The 15,990-nt window shown below is 64.6% G+C and carries 12 protein-coding genes; 8 read left to right on the forward strand and 4 right to left on the reverse strand.

What is annotated here, in order from left to right; all coding sequences use genetic code 11:
• Window positions 1-50: 50 nt before the first annotated feature.
• Both LVJ94_33220 and LVJ94_33225 read left to right on the forward strand, forming a co-directional pair.
• Window positions 51-1,142, forward strand: a complete 1,092-nt coding sequence (locus tag LVJ94_33220) for an NmrA family NAD(P)-binding protein (GenBank protein WXB01765.1) — start codon at window positions 51-53, stop codon at window positions 1,140-1,142.
• Between the two features lie 156 nt (window positions 1,143-1,298).
• The gene (locus LVJ94_33225) at window positions 1,299-2,390 is read left to right on the forward strand and encodes an alpha/beta fold hydrolase (GenBank protein WXB01766.1); all 1,092 of its coding nucleotides are present in this window, start codon (window positions 1,299-1,301) and stop codon (window positions 2,388-2,390) included.
• Here LVJ94_33225 and LVJ94_33230 read toward each other — a convergent pair.
• Together LVJ94_33230 and LVJ94_33235 are read right to left on the reverse strand one after the other, a co-directional pair.
• Window positions 2,340-3,515, reverse strand: coding sequence for an HlyD family secretion protein (locus LVJ94_33230; protein ID WXB01767.1), 1,176 nt, complete (start codon window positions 3,513-3,515; stop codon window positions 2,340-2,342). The two genes, LVJ94_33225 and LVJ94_33230, sit on opposite strands and share 51 nt — an antisense overlap.
• Window positions 3,512-5,098, reverse strand: coding sequence for a DHA2 family efflux MFS transporter permease subunit (locus LVJ94_33235; protein WXB01768.1), 1,587 nt, complete (start codon window positions 5,096-5,098; stop codon window positions 3,512-3,514). The genes LVJ94_33230 and LVJ94_33235 overlap by 4 nt, the downstream gene beginning before the upstream one ends.
• A gap of 59 nt (window positions 5,099-5,157) precedes the next feature.
• On the opposite strand from LVJ94_33235, the gene LVJ94_33240 reads away from it, so the two are divergent.
• From LVJ94_33240 to LVJ94_33250, 3 genes are all read left to right on the forward strand, one after another.
• Window positions 5,158-5,769, forward strand: coding sequence for a TetR/AcrR family transcriptional regulator (locus tag LVJ94_33240; protein WXB01769.1), 612 nt, complete (start codon window positions 5,158-5,160; stop codon window positions 5,767-5,769).
• Between the two features lie 73 nt (window positions 5,770-5,842).
• A complete protein-coding gene (locus LVJ94_33245) occupies window positions 5,843-10,900 on the forward strand; it encodes a hypothetical protein (GenBank protein WXB01770.1) in 5,058 nt (1,685 codons plus the stop codon).
• Window positions 10,901-10,902: 2 nt separating this feature from the next.
• Window positions 10,903-11,487 (forward strand): hypothetical protein, encoded by a 585-nt coding sequence (locus LVJ94_33250; GenBank protein ID WXB01771.1) that lies wholly within the window; start codon window positions 10,903-10,905, stop codon window positions 11,485-11,487.
• 72 nt (window positions 11,488-11,559) lie between these two features.
• Here the strand turns inward: LVJ94_33250 and LVJ94_33255 are convergent, their stop codons facing one another.
• Window positions 11,560-12,573, reverse strand: coding sequence for a lipase family protein (locus LVJ94_33255; protein ID WXB01772.1), 1,014 nt, complete (start codon window positions 12,571-12,573; stop codon window positions 11,560-11,562).
• Between the two features lie 426 nt (window positions 12,574-12,999).
• Entirely contained in the window at window positions 13,000-13,911 is a 912-nt protein-coding gene (locus tag LVJ94_33260; GenBank protein WXB01773.1) for a LysR family transcriptional regulator, read from the reverse strand.
• 118 nt (window positions 13,912-14,029) lie between these two features.
• Here LVJ94_33260 and LVJ94_33265 point away from each other — a divergent pair, with 118 nt between their 5' ends.
• Genes LVJ94_33265 through LVJ94_33275 form a run of 3 tightly spaced genes read left to right on the forward strand, consistent with a single transcriptional unit; the run spans window position 14,030 to window position 15,845 of the window.
• Window positions 14,030-14,944, forward strand: a complete 915-nt coding sequence (locus LVJ94_33265) for an NAD-dependent epimerase/dehydratase family protein (GenBank protein ID WXB01774.1) — start codon at window positions 14,030-14,032, stop codon at window positions 14,942-14,944.
• Between the two features lie 27 nt (window positions 14,945-14,971).
• Window positions 14,972-15,388, forward strand: coding sequence for a MarR family transcriptional regulator (locus tag LVJ94_33270; protein WXB01775.1), 417 nt, complete (start codon window positions 14,972-14,974; stop codon window positions 15,386-15,388).
• Between the two features lie 58 nt (window positions 15,389-15,446).
• On the forward strand, window positions 15,447-15,845 hold the full coding sequence (locus tag LVJ94_33275) for a 4-oxalocrotonate tautomerase family protein (GenBank protein ID WXB01776.1): 399 nt from the start codon (window positions 15,447-15,449) through the stop codon (window positions 15,843-15,845).
• Window positions 15,846-15,990: the final 145 nt, after the last annotated feature.

The raw sequence follows: 15,990 nt of genomic DNA on the forward strand, positions 1-15,990 counted from the left end.
CTTGGAACAAGCACCTACACGGAACTGGCAACGAAACGGCGGAGACAATCATGCATTCTGACATTGCGAACATTTTTGTCATCGGCGGAACGGGCGCGCAGGGAATACCCGTCATCAGCGCCCTCGTGAAAGACAAGAGATATTCCGTTCGAGCACTGAGCCGCGATCCTGACTCTCGACGGGCAAAGAGCCTCGTCGCACTCGGAAATGTCGCCATTCTGGAGGGAACATTTGCGGACGAGGCCATCCTGAGAGCGGGCTTTCGGGGATGTGACGGCGCGTACATCAACATCGACGGATTCAATACTGGCGAGAAGACGGAAATGTACTGGGCCATTCGAAGCTACGAGATAGCGCTGGAGGAAGGCGTCAAGTTCTTCGTGTACGGCAACCTCGATTACGCACTAAAGAAGGCTGGATATGATTCACGTTTCCGCGCCGGGCACTACGACGGAAAGGGCCGCATCGGCGAATGGATCTTGTTCCAAAATCAAGAGAACAAAAGGCGCATGGGAGCTGCAGTATTCACGACCGGCCCATACATGGAGATGGCCATCTCCGCGAGGACACCCATGAGCCCGTCCGTGGAGGACGGTGTCGTAACCTGGAGGGTGCCGCTCGGCAATGGCGCGATTCCTCACGTCGCGCTCGAAGATTGCGGATACTACGCGAGGTGGCTCTTCGACCATGCAGAGCGCGCGAATGGAATGGACCTCGAGGTCGCCATCGAGCACGTCGAATATCGCCAACTGGCCGCAGCGTTCGAGAGGGTGACGGGACGCCCTGCGCAGTACATCGACACCGATATCGAGGCGTACTGGAGCGGCCCGCTCGCGGCAGCAGCGGATTTGCCGGCTGGGTACAACGCCAGCCCAGATGACAAGAGCACGATGAGCTTTCGGGACAACTTCACCGGATTTTGGAATATCTGGAAATATGGCGTCATTCGACGGGACTACGCGCTTCTGGACGAGATTCATCCAAATCGGATCAAGAGTGTCGAGCAGTGGCTCCGGCGCGAGGATCAGTTGGGAAGGGAGCTTGGGAAGGGCGGCCTTTGGGAAAGGGTGCAGCCGGAAAACATGGTGAGCCAGGCTCCTATTCTGAAGGTGTCCGAAGATAACAGGCGGGGAAGATTGTAGGCGCCGTTGGAGCGCGAGGAGCTCACCATGAAATATCATTACGCTAGCGCGGCGCCGACGTTGCTGTTCGGTCTCCTATGTGGAATCTTGCTTCCAAGTTCCGCGTGCGCGCAGATACACTCTCGGCCTGCGTCGCCCGAGGCGTCGGCGTCACCGTTGAATTACGCGGCGAATGCCGCCGCGTTGCAGGCGGACGTCCGGTGGGATGATTATCGTTTCCGTGACGGGGAGACGCTATCTCATCTCAAGATTCACTATGCCACGCTGGGGACACCGCGTCGGAACACGAATGGGGAAATCACCAACGCTGTCCTCGTTCTCCACTGGACCGGCGCGGACAGTCGCGTGCTTCTAGGTTCGGCGTATGTACGGGCACTCTTTGATTCAGGGCGACCACTCGACGCCCATCGCTATTACCTGATCTTTCCAGACAACGTAGGCCACGGCCAATCCAGCAAGCCGAGCGATGGACTGAAGGCGAAGTTTCCGAACTACGATTACGATGACATCGTCGACATCCAGCACAAACTGGTAACGGAGGCCTTGGGCGTAAAGCATCTTCACGCCATTCTCGGCATGTCCATGGGTGGGATGAACGCATGGCAATGGGCCGAGGCGTACCCCGACATGATGGACGGCGTGATGCCGGTGGTTTCGTTGCCTATCGCCGTCTCGGGTCGTAATCTGCTTTGGCGTCGCGCGGTGATCGACGCGATACGCTCCGACCCCGAATGGAACAACGGCGATTATGCTCATGCGCCACGCGGATGGGTCGTCGGGTACAATATCCTGCGCTTGATGATCGACAGCGCGTCCGATCTCCAGCACGAAGTACCGGATGGGCCCGCGGCGGACAAGATGCTCGGAGCCAACCGCGCCATCGCGGAACACGTAGATGCGAATGATATACTTTATTCCCTGAAGTCGTCCTTTAGCTACGATCCGACGCCTGGCTTGTCGGGGATCAAGACGAAGCTTTTGGCGCTCAACTTCGACGACGACGAGTTCAACCCCAACCGACTGCAGGTCCTCCAATCGACGGTGCCGAAACTGGCGCATGGTCGCTATGTCGTGCAACCCGGAACGGCTTCATCCCCTGGCCATCTCACGATGACGTTGCCTGCGCTCTGGGCTCACCACGTCGCGGAGTTCATGCGTTGGTTGGAGGCGCCGGTTTCGGCGGTGACTCGCTCGAGTCTATCGCACGTGGACCGTGACGTTGGCGCTCAGGCCGGCGCGCAGCAATAGGTCGGGAGGGGCGTTTGCGATGGAGATGTGGACGGGCACGCGCTGCACGACCTTGACGAAGTTTCCGGAGGCGTTGTCGGCGGGAAGAAGGGAAAAGCGTGCGCCCGTGCCCGCGGCCACGCTCTCCACCTTGCCCTCGAAGGGGTAATGCTCGAACGCGTCGATGGATATTTCCACGCGCTGCCCCACGCGCATGCGATCGAGCTGCGTTTCTTTGAAGTTCGCCACGATGTACGACTCTTTGGGGACGACCTGGGCGACCGCGGCCCCGGCCCCGAGAAGTGCGCCCGGGTGGACGGTGATGTTGGCCACGTATCCATCGCAGGGCGCCACGATGCGCGTGGCCTCGAGTTCCGTTTGCGCCAATGCAATCGCAGCCTCCGCGGAGGCGACACGGCCACGCTGGAACTCCGTTTGCGCGCGCGCGGACGCGAGTTGTATCTCCACCGGAGCGCTCTGGGTAAGCCTTCCCTGCGCCTCGGCCACCCGCGTGTTCGCCTCCCTTTTGTCACCCACGGCGGCAGCCAGGTTGGCCTCCGCCGCCGCGAGCGCTGCACGCGCGGTGTCGGCGTTGGTTTGCGCGGTGTCCAATTGGGCCTGCGGGATGGCATTGTCGGCCCGTAGGGACTTGTCGCGATGCAACTGCACCTCCGCATTCTTGGCCTCCGCTTTGGCACGTGCGAGCGCGGCGGTCGCCGAGGCCACACGGGCAACCGCGCTGTCGACTCCGACCGCGGAGCCCTGCACCAGCGCGCGGGCGGATGCGATTCCGCCTTTGGCCGTGGCCGTGACGATCTGCTCCTGCACCTCGGCCTGCGCGACCTGGGCACGCGCCTGTGCGAGCTCGGCCTGCGCTTGTTTCAGCCTCGCCTGGTAATCGCTGTCGTCGAGTCGAACGAGCAGCGCGCCCTTCTTGACCCATTGATCCTCGTCGACGGGCACCTCCAGCACCGGCCCCGAGACGCGCGCGGAGATGGATACGACGTCGGCATCGACCTGCGCGTCGTCCGTGCTCTCTTTGCCGCGGCCGTGAAGCGCGTAAAGAAGAATGGCGAGGAGGACCAGCGCGATGCCGCCGCCCACCGAAACGTATGCCTTTTTCGAAGAAGACGCTGCCTCAGTCATGTTTCACCCATTTCGGCGCCATCGCCGCTTTCGCCGTGGGTCGACGCCCCGGGCCTCAGGCAGAACACCAATGGAAGGACCATGAGGACGAAGACCACCCCACCGAGGACAAATACGTAGTCGTACGCGAGCACGGTGGCCTCGCGCGTGACGACCGAAGCGAGCGCGCGCAGACCGGCCGCCCGCGCACCACCACCGATGGCCTCGGCGTACGCGTGGAGCCGTGGCTCGGCATACGCGTTGGCGATGTGGACGTGGGCTGCCACCGTCGCCTTGGCCATGGGGATGTGCCGTGAAAACACCGTCGCAAAGACGGCCAGCCCGATGGCACCGCCCAGCTCCGTGATCAAGTTGTTCAGGCCGGTGGCGTCGGTCATCTGGTGCTTCGGCACGTTCGAAAGGGCCACCGCCTCGAGCGGCACCACGACGAGCGCGAGACCGATGCCTTGGAGCGACACCGCGATGACGATTTGCTCCACGCCCGTCGCCATATTGAATTGCCCCATGGCGTAGGCGCTCACCACGAAGAAAATGACCCCCGAGCCAATGAGGAGCCGCGCCGGCACCCGGTTGTACACGGCACCGACGATGCCCATGGCCACCATCATCACGATGGACCGCGGCAGCAGCGCCAATCCGGATTGGAACGTGGTGAAGCCGAGCATCTCTTGCATGAAGAGCGGCTGCAGAAAAACATTGGCCAAGAGCATGGCCATGGTGAGGCCGTTGACCATCACGCCGGAGGCGAACGTGGGGTCGCGAAAGAGCCGGAGTTGCACCACCGGCGCCGTCGCCGTGAGCTCGCGCACGATGAACAGCGCGAGCAGCGAAACGGCTGCGAAGGTGAGGCCACAAATGAGCGTACTTTCGAACCACCCTTCGCGCTGACCCTCCTCGAGCACGTACTGCCCGCACCCCAGGGCCGCGCAGAGCAAGGCGATTCCCGCCCAATCGAGATGTCTGCGTTCGACGGCCGCGCGCTCTTGGTTCTTCGCGAAGGTCTCGGGATCCTCGCGAAGGACTTTGGAAACCATGAAGAAGCCGGCGAGGCCGAGCGGCAGATTGATGAAGAAGATCCACGACCAATGGTACTGGTCGACGATGACCCCGCCGATGGTGGGTCCGATGGCCGGACCGAGCATGATGATGATGCCAAAGACCGCCATGGCCATGCCCTGCTCTTCGCGCGGAAAGGTGCGGCGCAAGATGGCCTGCTCGGTGGGCTGGAGCGCGCCCGCGCCGAGGCCCTGGATGATCCGATAAATGATCATCTGCGTGAGTGTTTGCGCGGTTCCGCAAAGCGCACTGCCCACCATGAAGAGCCCAAGGCAGGAGAGGTAAAGACGCTTCTGACCGAACTGCCGCCCGAGAAACGCGGTAAGCGGCATGAGGATGACCAGGGCAATGGAATAGCCGGTCGCAATCCAGGTGATTTCTTGCACGGTGGCGCCCAGCGATCCCTGAATCTGCGGAAGGGCCACGTTGACGATGGACGCGTCCACCGCCCCCATCAGCGTACCGAGGCTGATGGACAGCGTGACGAGCCATTTATTCGGCGGAGCGCTTTCCGAAGGGCTCGGCATGACGACACCGTTTCCATGAGGAGTTGCGGATTTAGACCGGTAGTCTAAACTGCCAGTCTATGAACGGCCAGCGATTTCTCAACCTGCCCCAGGAGACGCGGGAAACGCTCTTGAGGGTGGCCACCAAGCAGTTCGCCGAACGCGGTTTCGACGGCGCATCGCTCAACGAGATTCTGGCGGCCGCAGGCCTCTCCAAGGGTTCGTACTATTACTGTTTCGAGGACAAGGAGGATCTGTTCGCCACCGTGCTGGAGAGCGCAGCCGAAACCTTGTTTTCGCGCATTCCCGTACCCGATTTCGCGAAGGTGAGCCGCGCACGCTTCTGGCCCTCCGTGGAGAAATTCCTGCAGCAGTGGATGGAAGGTACCGACACCCCCACGGAGCTCCTCCAGATCTCGGCGCACATCGGCGACACGCAGCGCCGCAACCCCCGCCTGCTCGCCCTCCAGCAGCGCGCCCGGGCCTATTACCGAAGCATCATCGACGGAGGGCAGGCTCTCGGCTGCGTCCGCAGCGATCTAAGCGCCGACGACTTGGTCACCCTTCTCGAGGCGAGCGACCAAGCCTTCGACACCATCATCGCGTCCCGCCGCACCAACGTCACCCAAGACGACTTGACCGCACACGTGAAACTGGTCTTCGACACGTACCGTCGCTTGCTCGTGCCCTAGCGCAAGCGAGCTCCGACGGGGCCAACGAATATTCGCGAAACCATCGCGCGGGGAGGGTCGATCTTACATCGGCATGTCCAACCAAAGCCTCGAGCGCGTGGCCTTCCTCTACGATCGGGCGCTCTTTCTCGATGCTTACGCGGCGCTGGGGGAGCGGGGTGCGCCGGAAGAGCTTCCGGCCGGACGAGAGAGCGTCATCGGGGCGCGCCTCGTGCATCACCTCGGGGCTCCAAAGCGCGCGCGGCGGCTTTTCCTCTCCACCTATCGGCGCAAGCCGGGCGATCCTTGGGCGCGCGTCGCGGTCGAGAACATCCGCGGGGATCTGCGTGGGTCTTGGGCCGTGCTCGAGTCGCTCCGCGACGTGCCCCTCGCAGACGATGCCGGGGTCATCCCGCAGGCCGACGCGCTCGAGCTCGAGGTCCTGATGAACATCGCGTACCGCGATTTCGTCGCCGCCGAGGCCGGGTTCGCGCGCTGGGCCACGCTCGAGGGGGAGGCCAATCCGGATTGGCTTTTCGCGCGTGCCCACTGGCTGGAACGCATGGATCGCCTCGAGGAAGGCCTCGAGCTCGCGCAGACGGCACGCCGGGAGCATCCGCAGCACCGGCGCCTCCTGCTCTGCACGGCGCACCTTCTTGCTCTATCCGGCCGCCCCAACGAGACCCTGGCCCTTCTCGCAGGTGCGCTCGACGCGATGCAGGCCTCCGACGTGGCCCGGATGGCGTACATGGTGGCCACCTCGCTCGAGGACCACGCCGAAGCCGTTCGCGCCGCCCGGCGATGGGTCGAGCTCAGTCCCTTGGCCGAACCCGAGGTGGCCTCGGCGCTCCAACACGTGCTCGACGAAGCGGAGCGCCGCGCGCGCGGATCGGGCGGGGTCGATGCACCGAAGCGCCGGCTCGACGTGCCCTTCGTCCGGCAGCATCACCTCACCTGCGCGCCGGCGACGATCAGTGCACTGTGCACATTTTTCGAGCGTCCCGCCGAGCATGTCGAGGTGGCCGATCGCATCTGTTACGCGGGCACACCGGCCCATGCCGAACGCGCGTGGGCCGAGGAGCGCGGATTCGTCGCGCGCGAATTCACCCTGACCTGGGAAACGGCGTGCGCTCTTCTGGATCGCGACCTCCCCTTCCAGCTCTCCACGTTCGTTCCCGGCTCCGGGCACGCGCAAGCCGTCATGGGCTACGACGCGAGCGACCGCAGTCTGGTGCTGCGCGACCCGACGATTCCCCTGCCGCTGCACGTGGACGCCGAATCCTTTCTCGAGCGATTCCGCCATAGCGGCCCGCGCGCGATGGTCCTCGTTCCGTCCGAGCTCTCGGGCCGGCTCGAAGGGATCGCCCTCCCCGATGCGGCCCTTTACGACGAGCTTCACCTGTTGGAACGTGCGCTCTCGAAGCACGAGCGCGATGCGGCGCACACGGTATGCACGCGCATGCGGGACGCGGCTCCGGGCCATCGGCTCACCCGCGCGGCGCGCCGGGCCTTGGCGAACTACGATGGCAATGTCGCCGAGCTGCTCGGGATGGCCAAGGAAGCCTTCGCCCTCGACCCGACGAACGACCTCGCGCGCTTCGACGTGGCCCTCACCTCGAGCACGCTCGAAGCACGCACCGAGCGGATCGCTCGCCTCACCGAAGCGACCCTGGCCTGCAGCACGTCGCCGGCGTTTCCATTGCGCTTGGCCGTCGAGCTGGCCGCGGATTCCCGCGAATACGGCCGGGCGCGTCGGGCGCTTCGGGACGTGCTCACCCAGCATGGGGAATCGGCCGAGGCTCTTGGCTTGCTGGGCCAAATGGCGTGGGCCGAGGGACGAACGGCGTGCGCCGTTCATCGCTTTCGCTTGGCCGCCTGCGTCGACCCCACCGACGATGCGCGGGTTCGGAATTACGTGCTGGCCACACAACGCGCAGGGCGATCCCACGAAGCGCTGCAGATGCTTCGCGAGCGCGTCGCCCGCTTCGGGCTCCGTTCGACCGAACCGGCGGTGCTCCTGGCCGAGCTCCTCGAGCAGGGCCAAGAGCCCGCCGAGGCGCTGCGCGTGCTCGAAGCTGCCGAAAAGAGCCGGCCCGACGATGGCGATGCCGCCTTGGCGGCGGCACGCCACCACGCGAACTTGGGCCGGGGTGACGAGGCACGCGCCGCCCTCGAGCGCGCGCGGGGGAAGACGGATCGCGTCTCGTGGCTTCGCTCCGCCGCGTTGACCTCGGCGAGCCTCGGCACGCCAGCCGAGGAGCAAGTCGCACGCTGGGAGGAGCTCGCGAAGTTGGCACCGCTCGACGTGGAGGCGCACGTCACACTGACCACATTGCTCCAGCGCACGCGCGGGTGGGACGCGGCCATCGAGCACCTTCGCGCGCACCTGACACGCTTTCCGCACCACGTTCCCACGGCGCACCTTCTTCTCGAGTGGCTTCGCGATACCGCTCCGGAGCAGCGCGAACGTGCGATCCGAAAGCGGCTCGCGACGGAGCCCAACGATGCATGGGCGCATCGAGAGCTCGCCCTGGCGCTGGCCCAACGGCAACGGTGGGACGAAGCGCGCGACACCGTCGAACATGCCGCCACGTTGGAACCACGTTCGCTCGCGCTCGAGCTCACGCGCGCGACGATCGCGGAGAAGATGGGCCGTCACGAGGAAGCACGCGCCGCCTACCGCGCAGGGCTCGACATCGACGCCGATGCGCCGCCGGCCATTTCGCGCTTGGTGCTGCTGACCCCCGTGGACGAACGCGAGGCTCTCTTGCGCGAGCTCTTTCAGGTAACCGCCGCAGGCGCGGTGGCCAACGCGACGTTTGCCGTCCTTTACGACATGGCGAGGCTGCACCTCCCGCACGACATGCTCGCCGAGCTCCTCGATGGCCTCCGCGAGCGCCGCTCCGACGCGGCCGCCGTGTGGGGTCTCTCGGTGCGCCATGCGCTCGCCACGTCGCCGTCGAAGGCGGGCGAGTTGGCCGAAGAAGCCTTGGCGCGCTTTCCTCATGTGGACGGCATTCACCTGGAGGCCGCGTGCGTCTGGGAGGGTGACCGCAAGCTGGCCGCGCTCGAGCGCGCGGTGGAACTGGGGCCCAAAAATGCGACCGCGGTGCTTCGGCTGAGCGAAGCGCTCGAGGCTCGGGGTGACCGCGATCGACTCGATGCCGTGCTCGCGCAAGCATGCCATCGCTCGAGTTTCGATCCCGCGGTCGTCTTGCACGCGGCGCGTGTGCGGGCCCGCCGGGGCGAGGTGCGGGCGGCCGTGGACGAACTGGCCCGCGTTCTCGCGCGCGATCTGGAATGCGAAGCCGCGTGGGATGCCGTGCAGGAGTTCGCGGGGTTCTCCGCAGAAGAGGGGACGCGCGTCCATGAGGTGGTGCGCCGCATCGCGCACGAACACCCGTACAACACGCGCGCGCAAACGACGCATGCTTCCTTTCTCGCGTTCAACGGTGCGTCCGACGAAGCGGGCACGGTGTTGCAAGCAGCCCGCGAGCGCATGCCCGGAGCCCTCGCACTGCGCGACGAATCGGCGCGGATTCTCGCCCTGGTGGGACGCACCGACGACGCGTTGCGGATGTGCAGCCCGCAGGCGAAGGAAACGCAGGTACCGGCGTCGCTTCGGGCGCGCGCGGCGTGGGTCCGCCTCGTGGCCGGGGACAAGATTCGAGGCATCAAGGAGCTTCGCAACGTGCTCCGCGAGGAGCCCTCGCTGACGGGCGCGTGGCGCTGGCTCATCGACGCGCGGCTCGAGTTGCGGGCGCACCGGAATGCGCTTCATTCCGCCAAAAAGCTGGCCGCCATCGCGCCGTTGGAGCCGGGGGTTCAGGCGCGGCTCGGGCAAGCCCTGCTGGGTATGGGAAAGCGCCAGGAGGCCAAGGCGGCCATGCGGCGCGCGCTGGAGGAAGATCCCACGCACCTGCAGATGGCGCTCACCGTGTTCTACATCGGTGTTGAAGATGGCGATCTCGATGCGGCATCGTTTGCGCTGGGGCTGCTGCGCGCCGGCGTGCCCGAGGAGCGGCTCCTGACCTGCGAAGTTCGTGCGGCCATCGCGCGCGGCGACGATGCCGATGCGCTGGCGCGCTTTCGCAGTGCATGCGGAAATCCCCGGGCGCGGCCAAGCATGGTCGGCGCGGCGTACAGCACGCTGCTCTCGATGGGACTCGGCCCAGAGGCCAACCGGGTGCTCGACGAAACCGTGGTCTCGGGCGGCGACGTCAACGCCGCTGCGGTGCGTCTCTGGATGCGCACGCAGGCGTGGCGTCGAGGGCTCGCGGTGGCGGAACGCATGACCCTCCTTCCGGCATCGAGCAGCGCCGGGCGGAATGCCGCCCAGGCCTTTTGCGATCTCCTCGGCGAGTATCCGCCTCACCAGATCGTCCCGCAGCTGCAAGCGCATCGCGACTGGCTTCGTGCGGACGACGTCGGTTGGAGCGCCGCATTCGCCCCCTTGATCGCACACGGGTTCCTTTTTCGGGCGCTCCTCTGGTCCAGGGGCTGGCGCGCGCGCGCGATGGCATCACCGGAGCGGTTGCACGATTTGGTGCTCGCATTCCACGGGCTCGGATTTCACGGAAACGCGCTCGCGGTGAGCCGCTCCGCCGTGCAGCACGAGGGCTCGGAAGGCCTCGCGGGCCATCGCGCGTGGCTCGCGTTCGAAGAGGCCATCGCCCGACGAACCTCCCAGGCGAAATCCCTTTTGGCGGCCATCGACGCCGATGTCGAAGAAGGCGTCGATGAACGAGCCTACCCGGCCATTGCGCGACAGGTCGCCCATCTCGCCCGGGCGCTGGTCGAGGTGCAAACCTGCTCGATCTCGGACAAATACGAGAAGATCACACTGGCGCGGGGCGCTATCCGCGCGCTGACCGAGACCCCGCAAACGCGTACCTTCGTCTCCGACGTCGCGCGACGGGCGCGCTTTCATTTGGTAGCGCACGGTCAATTCGGAGCTCTCTTCGATGGCCACGTTCCATGGATTCACTTTTTGAAAAAAGGCTGGATCTTCGTCCTCTTCGTGCTCGTCCTGCTGGTCCGGTGGGTCGACACGGATAGCCGCCTCGCTTTGACCGAGATGGCCTTCTTCGGCCTCGTCCTGGCCATCGCCATTCTTGCCCTGTACGTCCGCACCATGATCGCGAGGCCCTGAAAATGTCGCGCCTTTTGCACGCCACGCGCACCCGCTTCGGGGCGCCTCCCCGTTCCGTGTCCTTGCCCGTGGCCGCCCCGGCGTGGCTCGGGGAAGGCGATCCCTTGGCCGCCGCCCATCGGCTGCATCCACGCCTCCTCAACGAAGGTCATATCGTCATGGGTTACCTGGTGATGGCCAACGTCGCCATGTTCCGACTCGGTGCCGGGACGTCGCCGGGCCTCGTCGTCCACCCGCGCGATCCGAACCTCCTGGTCGAAGCGGACGAGCTCGAACGCGCCAGCCACGAGATCTATGCACTTCGCAGCCTGGAGCCCGTCGACGAAGATCTCGACAAGCTGGCCAGCTTCCTGCGTGCGGAGAGCGAACGCTGCTTCTCGCTTCCCGTGCCACCTGCACTGAGCCAGGGACGCCCGCTGTTCCTTTCGGCCCTGCTCCCCTACCGGCTTCACCTCCCGGTGCCGCGACTGGCCGCGCACCTCCTGCCCTTGCTCGTTTGCGATGCGCTCGACGAAGTCGCGCTCCTTCCGGCGGCGTGCTGGGCACCCGACCTGCTCGACGCGTGGAACGATTTGGCCGCCATTTGACCCCCGTCGCCGGCGCGCCGCTTCACGGCCCACGATTCGGCGCGCCGACACAGCGAGACGGTTACATTTGCCTCACGGCGTGATGAGCGGTGGCACGTTGGGAACGACCACGCTCGTGGTATCGCATGGCTTCCCCAAAAGTGCGCGTTTCACGATTTCCGCCGTGACGGGATGGTTCGGAGAGCCCAGGTGCGCGGTCAAATCGAACTTGTATCCTTTGTATTCTTGGAGGCAATAGTTGACCGCCTGGTGCCCGGTGCGTGGGTTCAAGTACGCATTCTTCCAAGGCGTCACCACCTCGTCGTGGAGTGACGCCAACACGGTGTAATTGACCCCCGCCTCCGTGTCACCATCTCGGTCCAGTTCCAGATTCAAGTTTTGCGATCCTTCGAACGACTGCTGGAGTCCTGCCTGACCGGACATCAAGGAAATGCCTTCGGTCGCGTATCCCTGAACCCCAAGCAGGGTGATGATCGCGTGGCATAGCGTTCCGATCCCTCGACCCGTGCAACCGTGGTTACTCGGCGCGATCCCAATCAATTTATCGACCTTTTCGCTCCCTCCCAAGAACTTGAGGTACCAGCGCGGCATGAGCCCTCCGCCCTGCGAGTGGCCTACCAAGTCGACCTTCTTGGCCCCCGTCTTCTTCAAAACTTCGTCGACGAACAGCGCCAATTCCTTCGCAGATTCCCGAATATCAGCGTATCCTTTGATGACTTTGGGGAATGTCCCCGTATCGCCATAGTTGATGGCAAAGAGAGCAAATCCCGCATTCTGGAGTTCGGGCGAGAGCGTCTTCCACGTATTGTAACGATTCGCCCACGTTCCGTGAATGAGGACGACGGGGTTCGTGCCCGGCGGCGGTTTGCGCACCGTCTCGGCCGTCTCGGCAAAGGGATCCTGCGAGCCCGGAGGGAGGCCGTCGGGCGCCAGGCACGATTCGAAGAACGCGTGCTGGAACCTCGTCAGCGGCGAGAGCATCTGGGCCACGACTTGCGCCGACGCCCCTCGCACATCCTGCGCGATTCCCTTCACTCCCTGCGCGACCGACCCCAGAGGGTTGGACTGCAAAATAGGATTTTTCATTTATCCGCCCCTTTCGTAATTACGTTTCTTCGAGATTGGACGAAGGTTCCCCGAGGTCGCTGCGCGCGCGTGCGCAGCGATCGAGTCGCCTCCGTGCAGCAACATGGTTTCCTTTTTTCGAGGCGCAAGTGGCCCTTCGGCTCATCAGCGCGGCCCGAGCATGCTCACATCGGTCCGCGTCGTGGCCGCTCGGCACCCCGCTCCGTAACGACGACCGTCCTGATCTTTGGCATTTCCAACATGGCTCACCTCCGCGCTCCGAAGTGGAAAACCGAATAACGATGCTTGTCCTGTTTTGGAATCGAGAGCAACCCGTGCAGTGCGATTAATTCGAACTTGAGCTGTATCCACTCCCGAGCGCGGGTCGCATTCGCCCCAGTTCGAAATACCCCGGTGCTAGGGCAACGATTCGGCGCGTTCGACGACTCATCCCGCAAGGATGGCACGGGTCAGTTCGATGAGGGCCTGCCGCAGCCAGCGGTGCAGCGGATCGTCGTGCGAGCGCACGTGCCAGACCAACGACATGTCGAGTTGCGGCGTGGGCAGCGGCGGCGCAAAGAGGTGGAAGCGTCCATCGGCAGCTGCCCGCTTGGCCGCGCGCGTGGGAATCGCGGTCACGAAGTCGGAATTCGCAATGACCTCGGGGGCGATGAGAAAGTGCGGCACGATGGCCGCGACCCGTCGAGACATGCCGCGTTCGGCCAGCACCGTGTCCATCATCGCGGGCCCCCGACCTTGCGGGGAAACGAGCACGTGACCATAGGATATGTAGTCGCGCACCGTGGGCCTCTTCTTCTTGGCCAACGGGTGGCCCCGGCGGACCATGCAGGTCATCGTATCCCGAAACAACGGGGCGATGCGTAGACCCGAAGCTGCGCGTACGAAGGGGGCCAACACCACGTCGGCATCGCCGGAGACGAGGTGTTCGGCCACGTCCGAAACGAGCGGCTGCACGCGCACGGTCACGCCCGGCGCACTCGAGGCCAACTCTCGAACGAGGTCCGGCACGAGCAGCACCTGCGTGTAGTCGCTGGTGACGACATTCCACGTCAGCGATGCGCTCTTCGGATCGAACTCGGAGCCGGCGAGGAGCGCGCGCACCCCGTCGAGCATCGCTTCGAGGCGGCCGCTCATGGCGAGCGTTCGTTTGGTAGGCACCATGCCATCGCGCGTACGCACGAACAGCGGATCGTCGAAGAGCACACGGAGCCTGCCCAGCGCCGAACTCGTGGCCGACTGCGAGAGGCCCACGCGGCGCGCCGCCCGTGTCACGTTTCGCTCTTTGATGAGCGCATCGAGAACCGTGAGCAAGTTCAAATCGATGGCCGAAATATTCATCGAGACGATAGTATCATCTCATTATCGACACGGTAGATAAGTGAGATTCATTCTATGGTTTGGACTCACCCCATACCGGTCCCTAGGGTTTCTCCCGCGACATCGAGAGAGGAACTCCATGAACGTATTTCTGACCGGGGCTACGGGCTACATCGGCGCCGCCGTGGCGGACGACCTCGAAGAGAAGGGTCATCGCGTGAGGCCCCTGGTGCATCGACTGGAAAAAGTAACCGAGCAGCGGGCGCGAGGGCGCGCCGTCGTCGAGGGAAGTCTCCGCGATCCCCTGGTCCTCGAGAACGCCGCACGGCGCGCCGATGCCGTCATCCACACGGCCTCCACCAACGGCCCCGACGCCGGGGAGACGGACCTCCTCGCCGTACGTGCCATCCTCGCCGGCCTCTACGGCACGGGCAAGCTCTTCATCTACACGAGCGGCTGCTGGGTCTACGGAAACACGGGAGAAACCTCGGTGGACGAGACCTCGCCCGTCGCACCGGCGGCCCTGGTCGCGTGGCGGGTCCCGGTGGAGAACGAAATCCTCGCCGCCGCGCGCGAGCGAAATGTTCGCGCGGTGATCATTCGCCCCACCATCGTGTACGGGCGCGGGGGCGGCATTCCGGGCATGCTGGTCGCGGGCGGCCGGCGCGATGGCATCGTGCGCCACGTCGGCCCGAGCTCCACGCGTTGGTCGTTCGTCCACGTGGAAGATCTGGCCGATCTCTACGTGCGCGCGTTGGAGCGCGCCCCCGCCGGCACCATCCTCACGGCCGCCAGCGACGAGAAGCTCTCGGTCGGCGATGTTGCGCGCGCCGCGAGCGATGCCGCCGGCATTCCTGGCCACGTGGCGGAGTGGCCGCTCGAACGCGCCCGCGAATCGATGGGGCCCTTCGCGGACGCGCTGGCGCTCACGCAAACGGTGACGGCCCCCATGGCGCGTTTGCTCTTGGGATGGGCTCCCAAAGGGCCTTCGGTTCTCGAGGACTTGCGGCGGGGTTCGTATCGTCCTGGCCGGGCCGAAAAATTGATTGCATAGCTAACCAATTGCGCTACGCTGTTCCTCATGTTCGAACACTGCCTGTACTTCAACACGACCGCGCTGGCGCGCGTGGTCGAGCGGGAGTGGGCAGCGGCGTTCAAACCGTTTGGCCTGACACCGCCGCAGGCCTTCCTGCTTCGATTGGTCCTTTCCCGGCCCGGCTTGTCGCCCCACGAGCTGGCGTCCGAGTTGACCATCGCGCGCCCAACGGCCACGCGTCTGCTCGACGGGCTGCAAGGCCTAGGCTTCGTCGAGCGGCGCCAGGCCGCGTTCGACGCGCGCCATTGGGAGGTGCATCCCACGGTGGCCGCCAAAAAGATCCAGACCGAGCTCAATGCGGCAAGTGGTCAGGTCACACAACGCATCCAGCGCGAAATCGGCAAGGAGCACTTCGACGATACCGTTCGCAAGGTCCGCAACGTGTGCTCGGCTCTCAAGTAGCGTCTTTTTTTTTCGCCATATAGTTGCATAGCTAATTATTTCATCCACGGAGATCGCCATGCCCATTCTCAACGTCAAAGTCAGCCAACCCGCGAGCCCTGCCCTGACCCACGCCATTTCGGAGATGCTGCTCGAGCACACGGTTCGCATCTTGCGCAAGAAGCGTGAACTCACGGCCATCGTCATCGACTACGTACCGCCGGAGAACTGGATTGTGGGCGGCGCGACCTTGGCCGCGCAAGGCAAGAACAGTTTCTACTTCGACATCAAGGTGGTGGACGGTACGAATACCAAAGACGAAAAAGCGAATTACATCGCCGAGTGCTTCGCGGGCTTCGACAAGCTTCTCGGACCGCTCCACGAAGAGAGTTACATTTACGTCCAGGAGGTATCGGCCGATGCCTATGGCTTCGGCGGGGCGACGCAGGAGTTTCGGTACATTCGGTCCAAGGTTTGAGCCCCTGAATGGCCACGATGCGTTGCCAACCGCGCGTTGGTCCCCCCTGGACCCCCGAGGAAGAGCGCTCTTGCCTCGAGGGTCGTCAGGGACAAACCTCCGATGCACGGGCTGCCGCGTCCGTTTCGTTCGCCGTAAATTTCAG

The organism is Sorangiineae bacterium MSr11367 (assembly GCA_037157805.1).
Classification (GTDB): Bacteria; Myxococcota_A; Polyangia; order Polyangiales; family Polyangiaceae; genus Pendulispora; species Pendulispora rubella.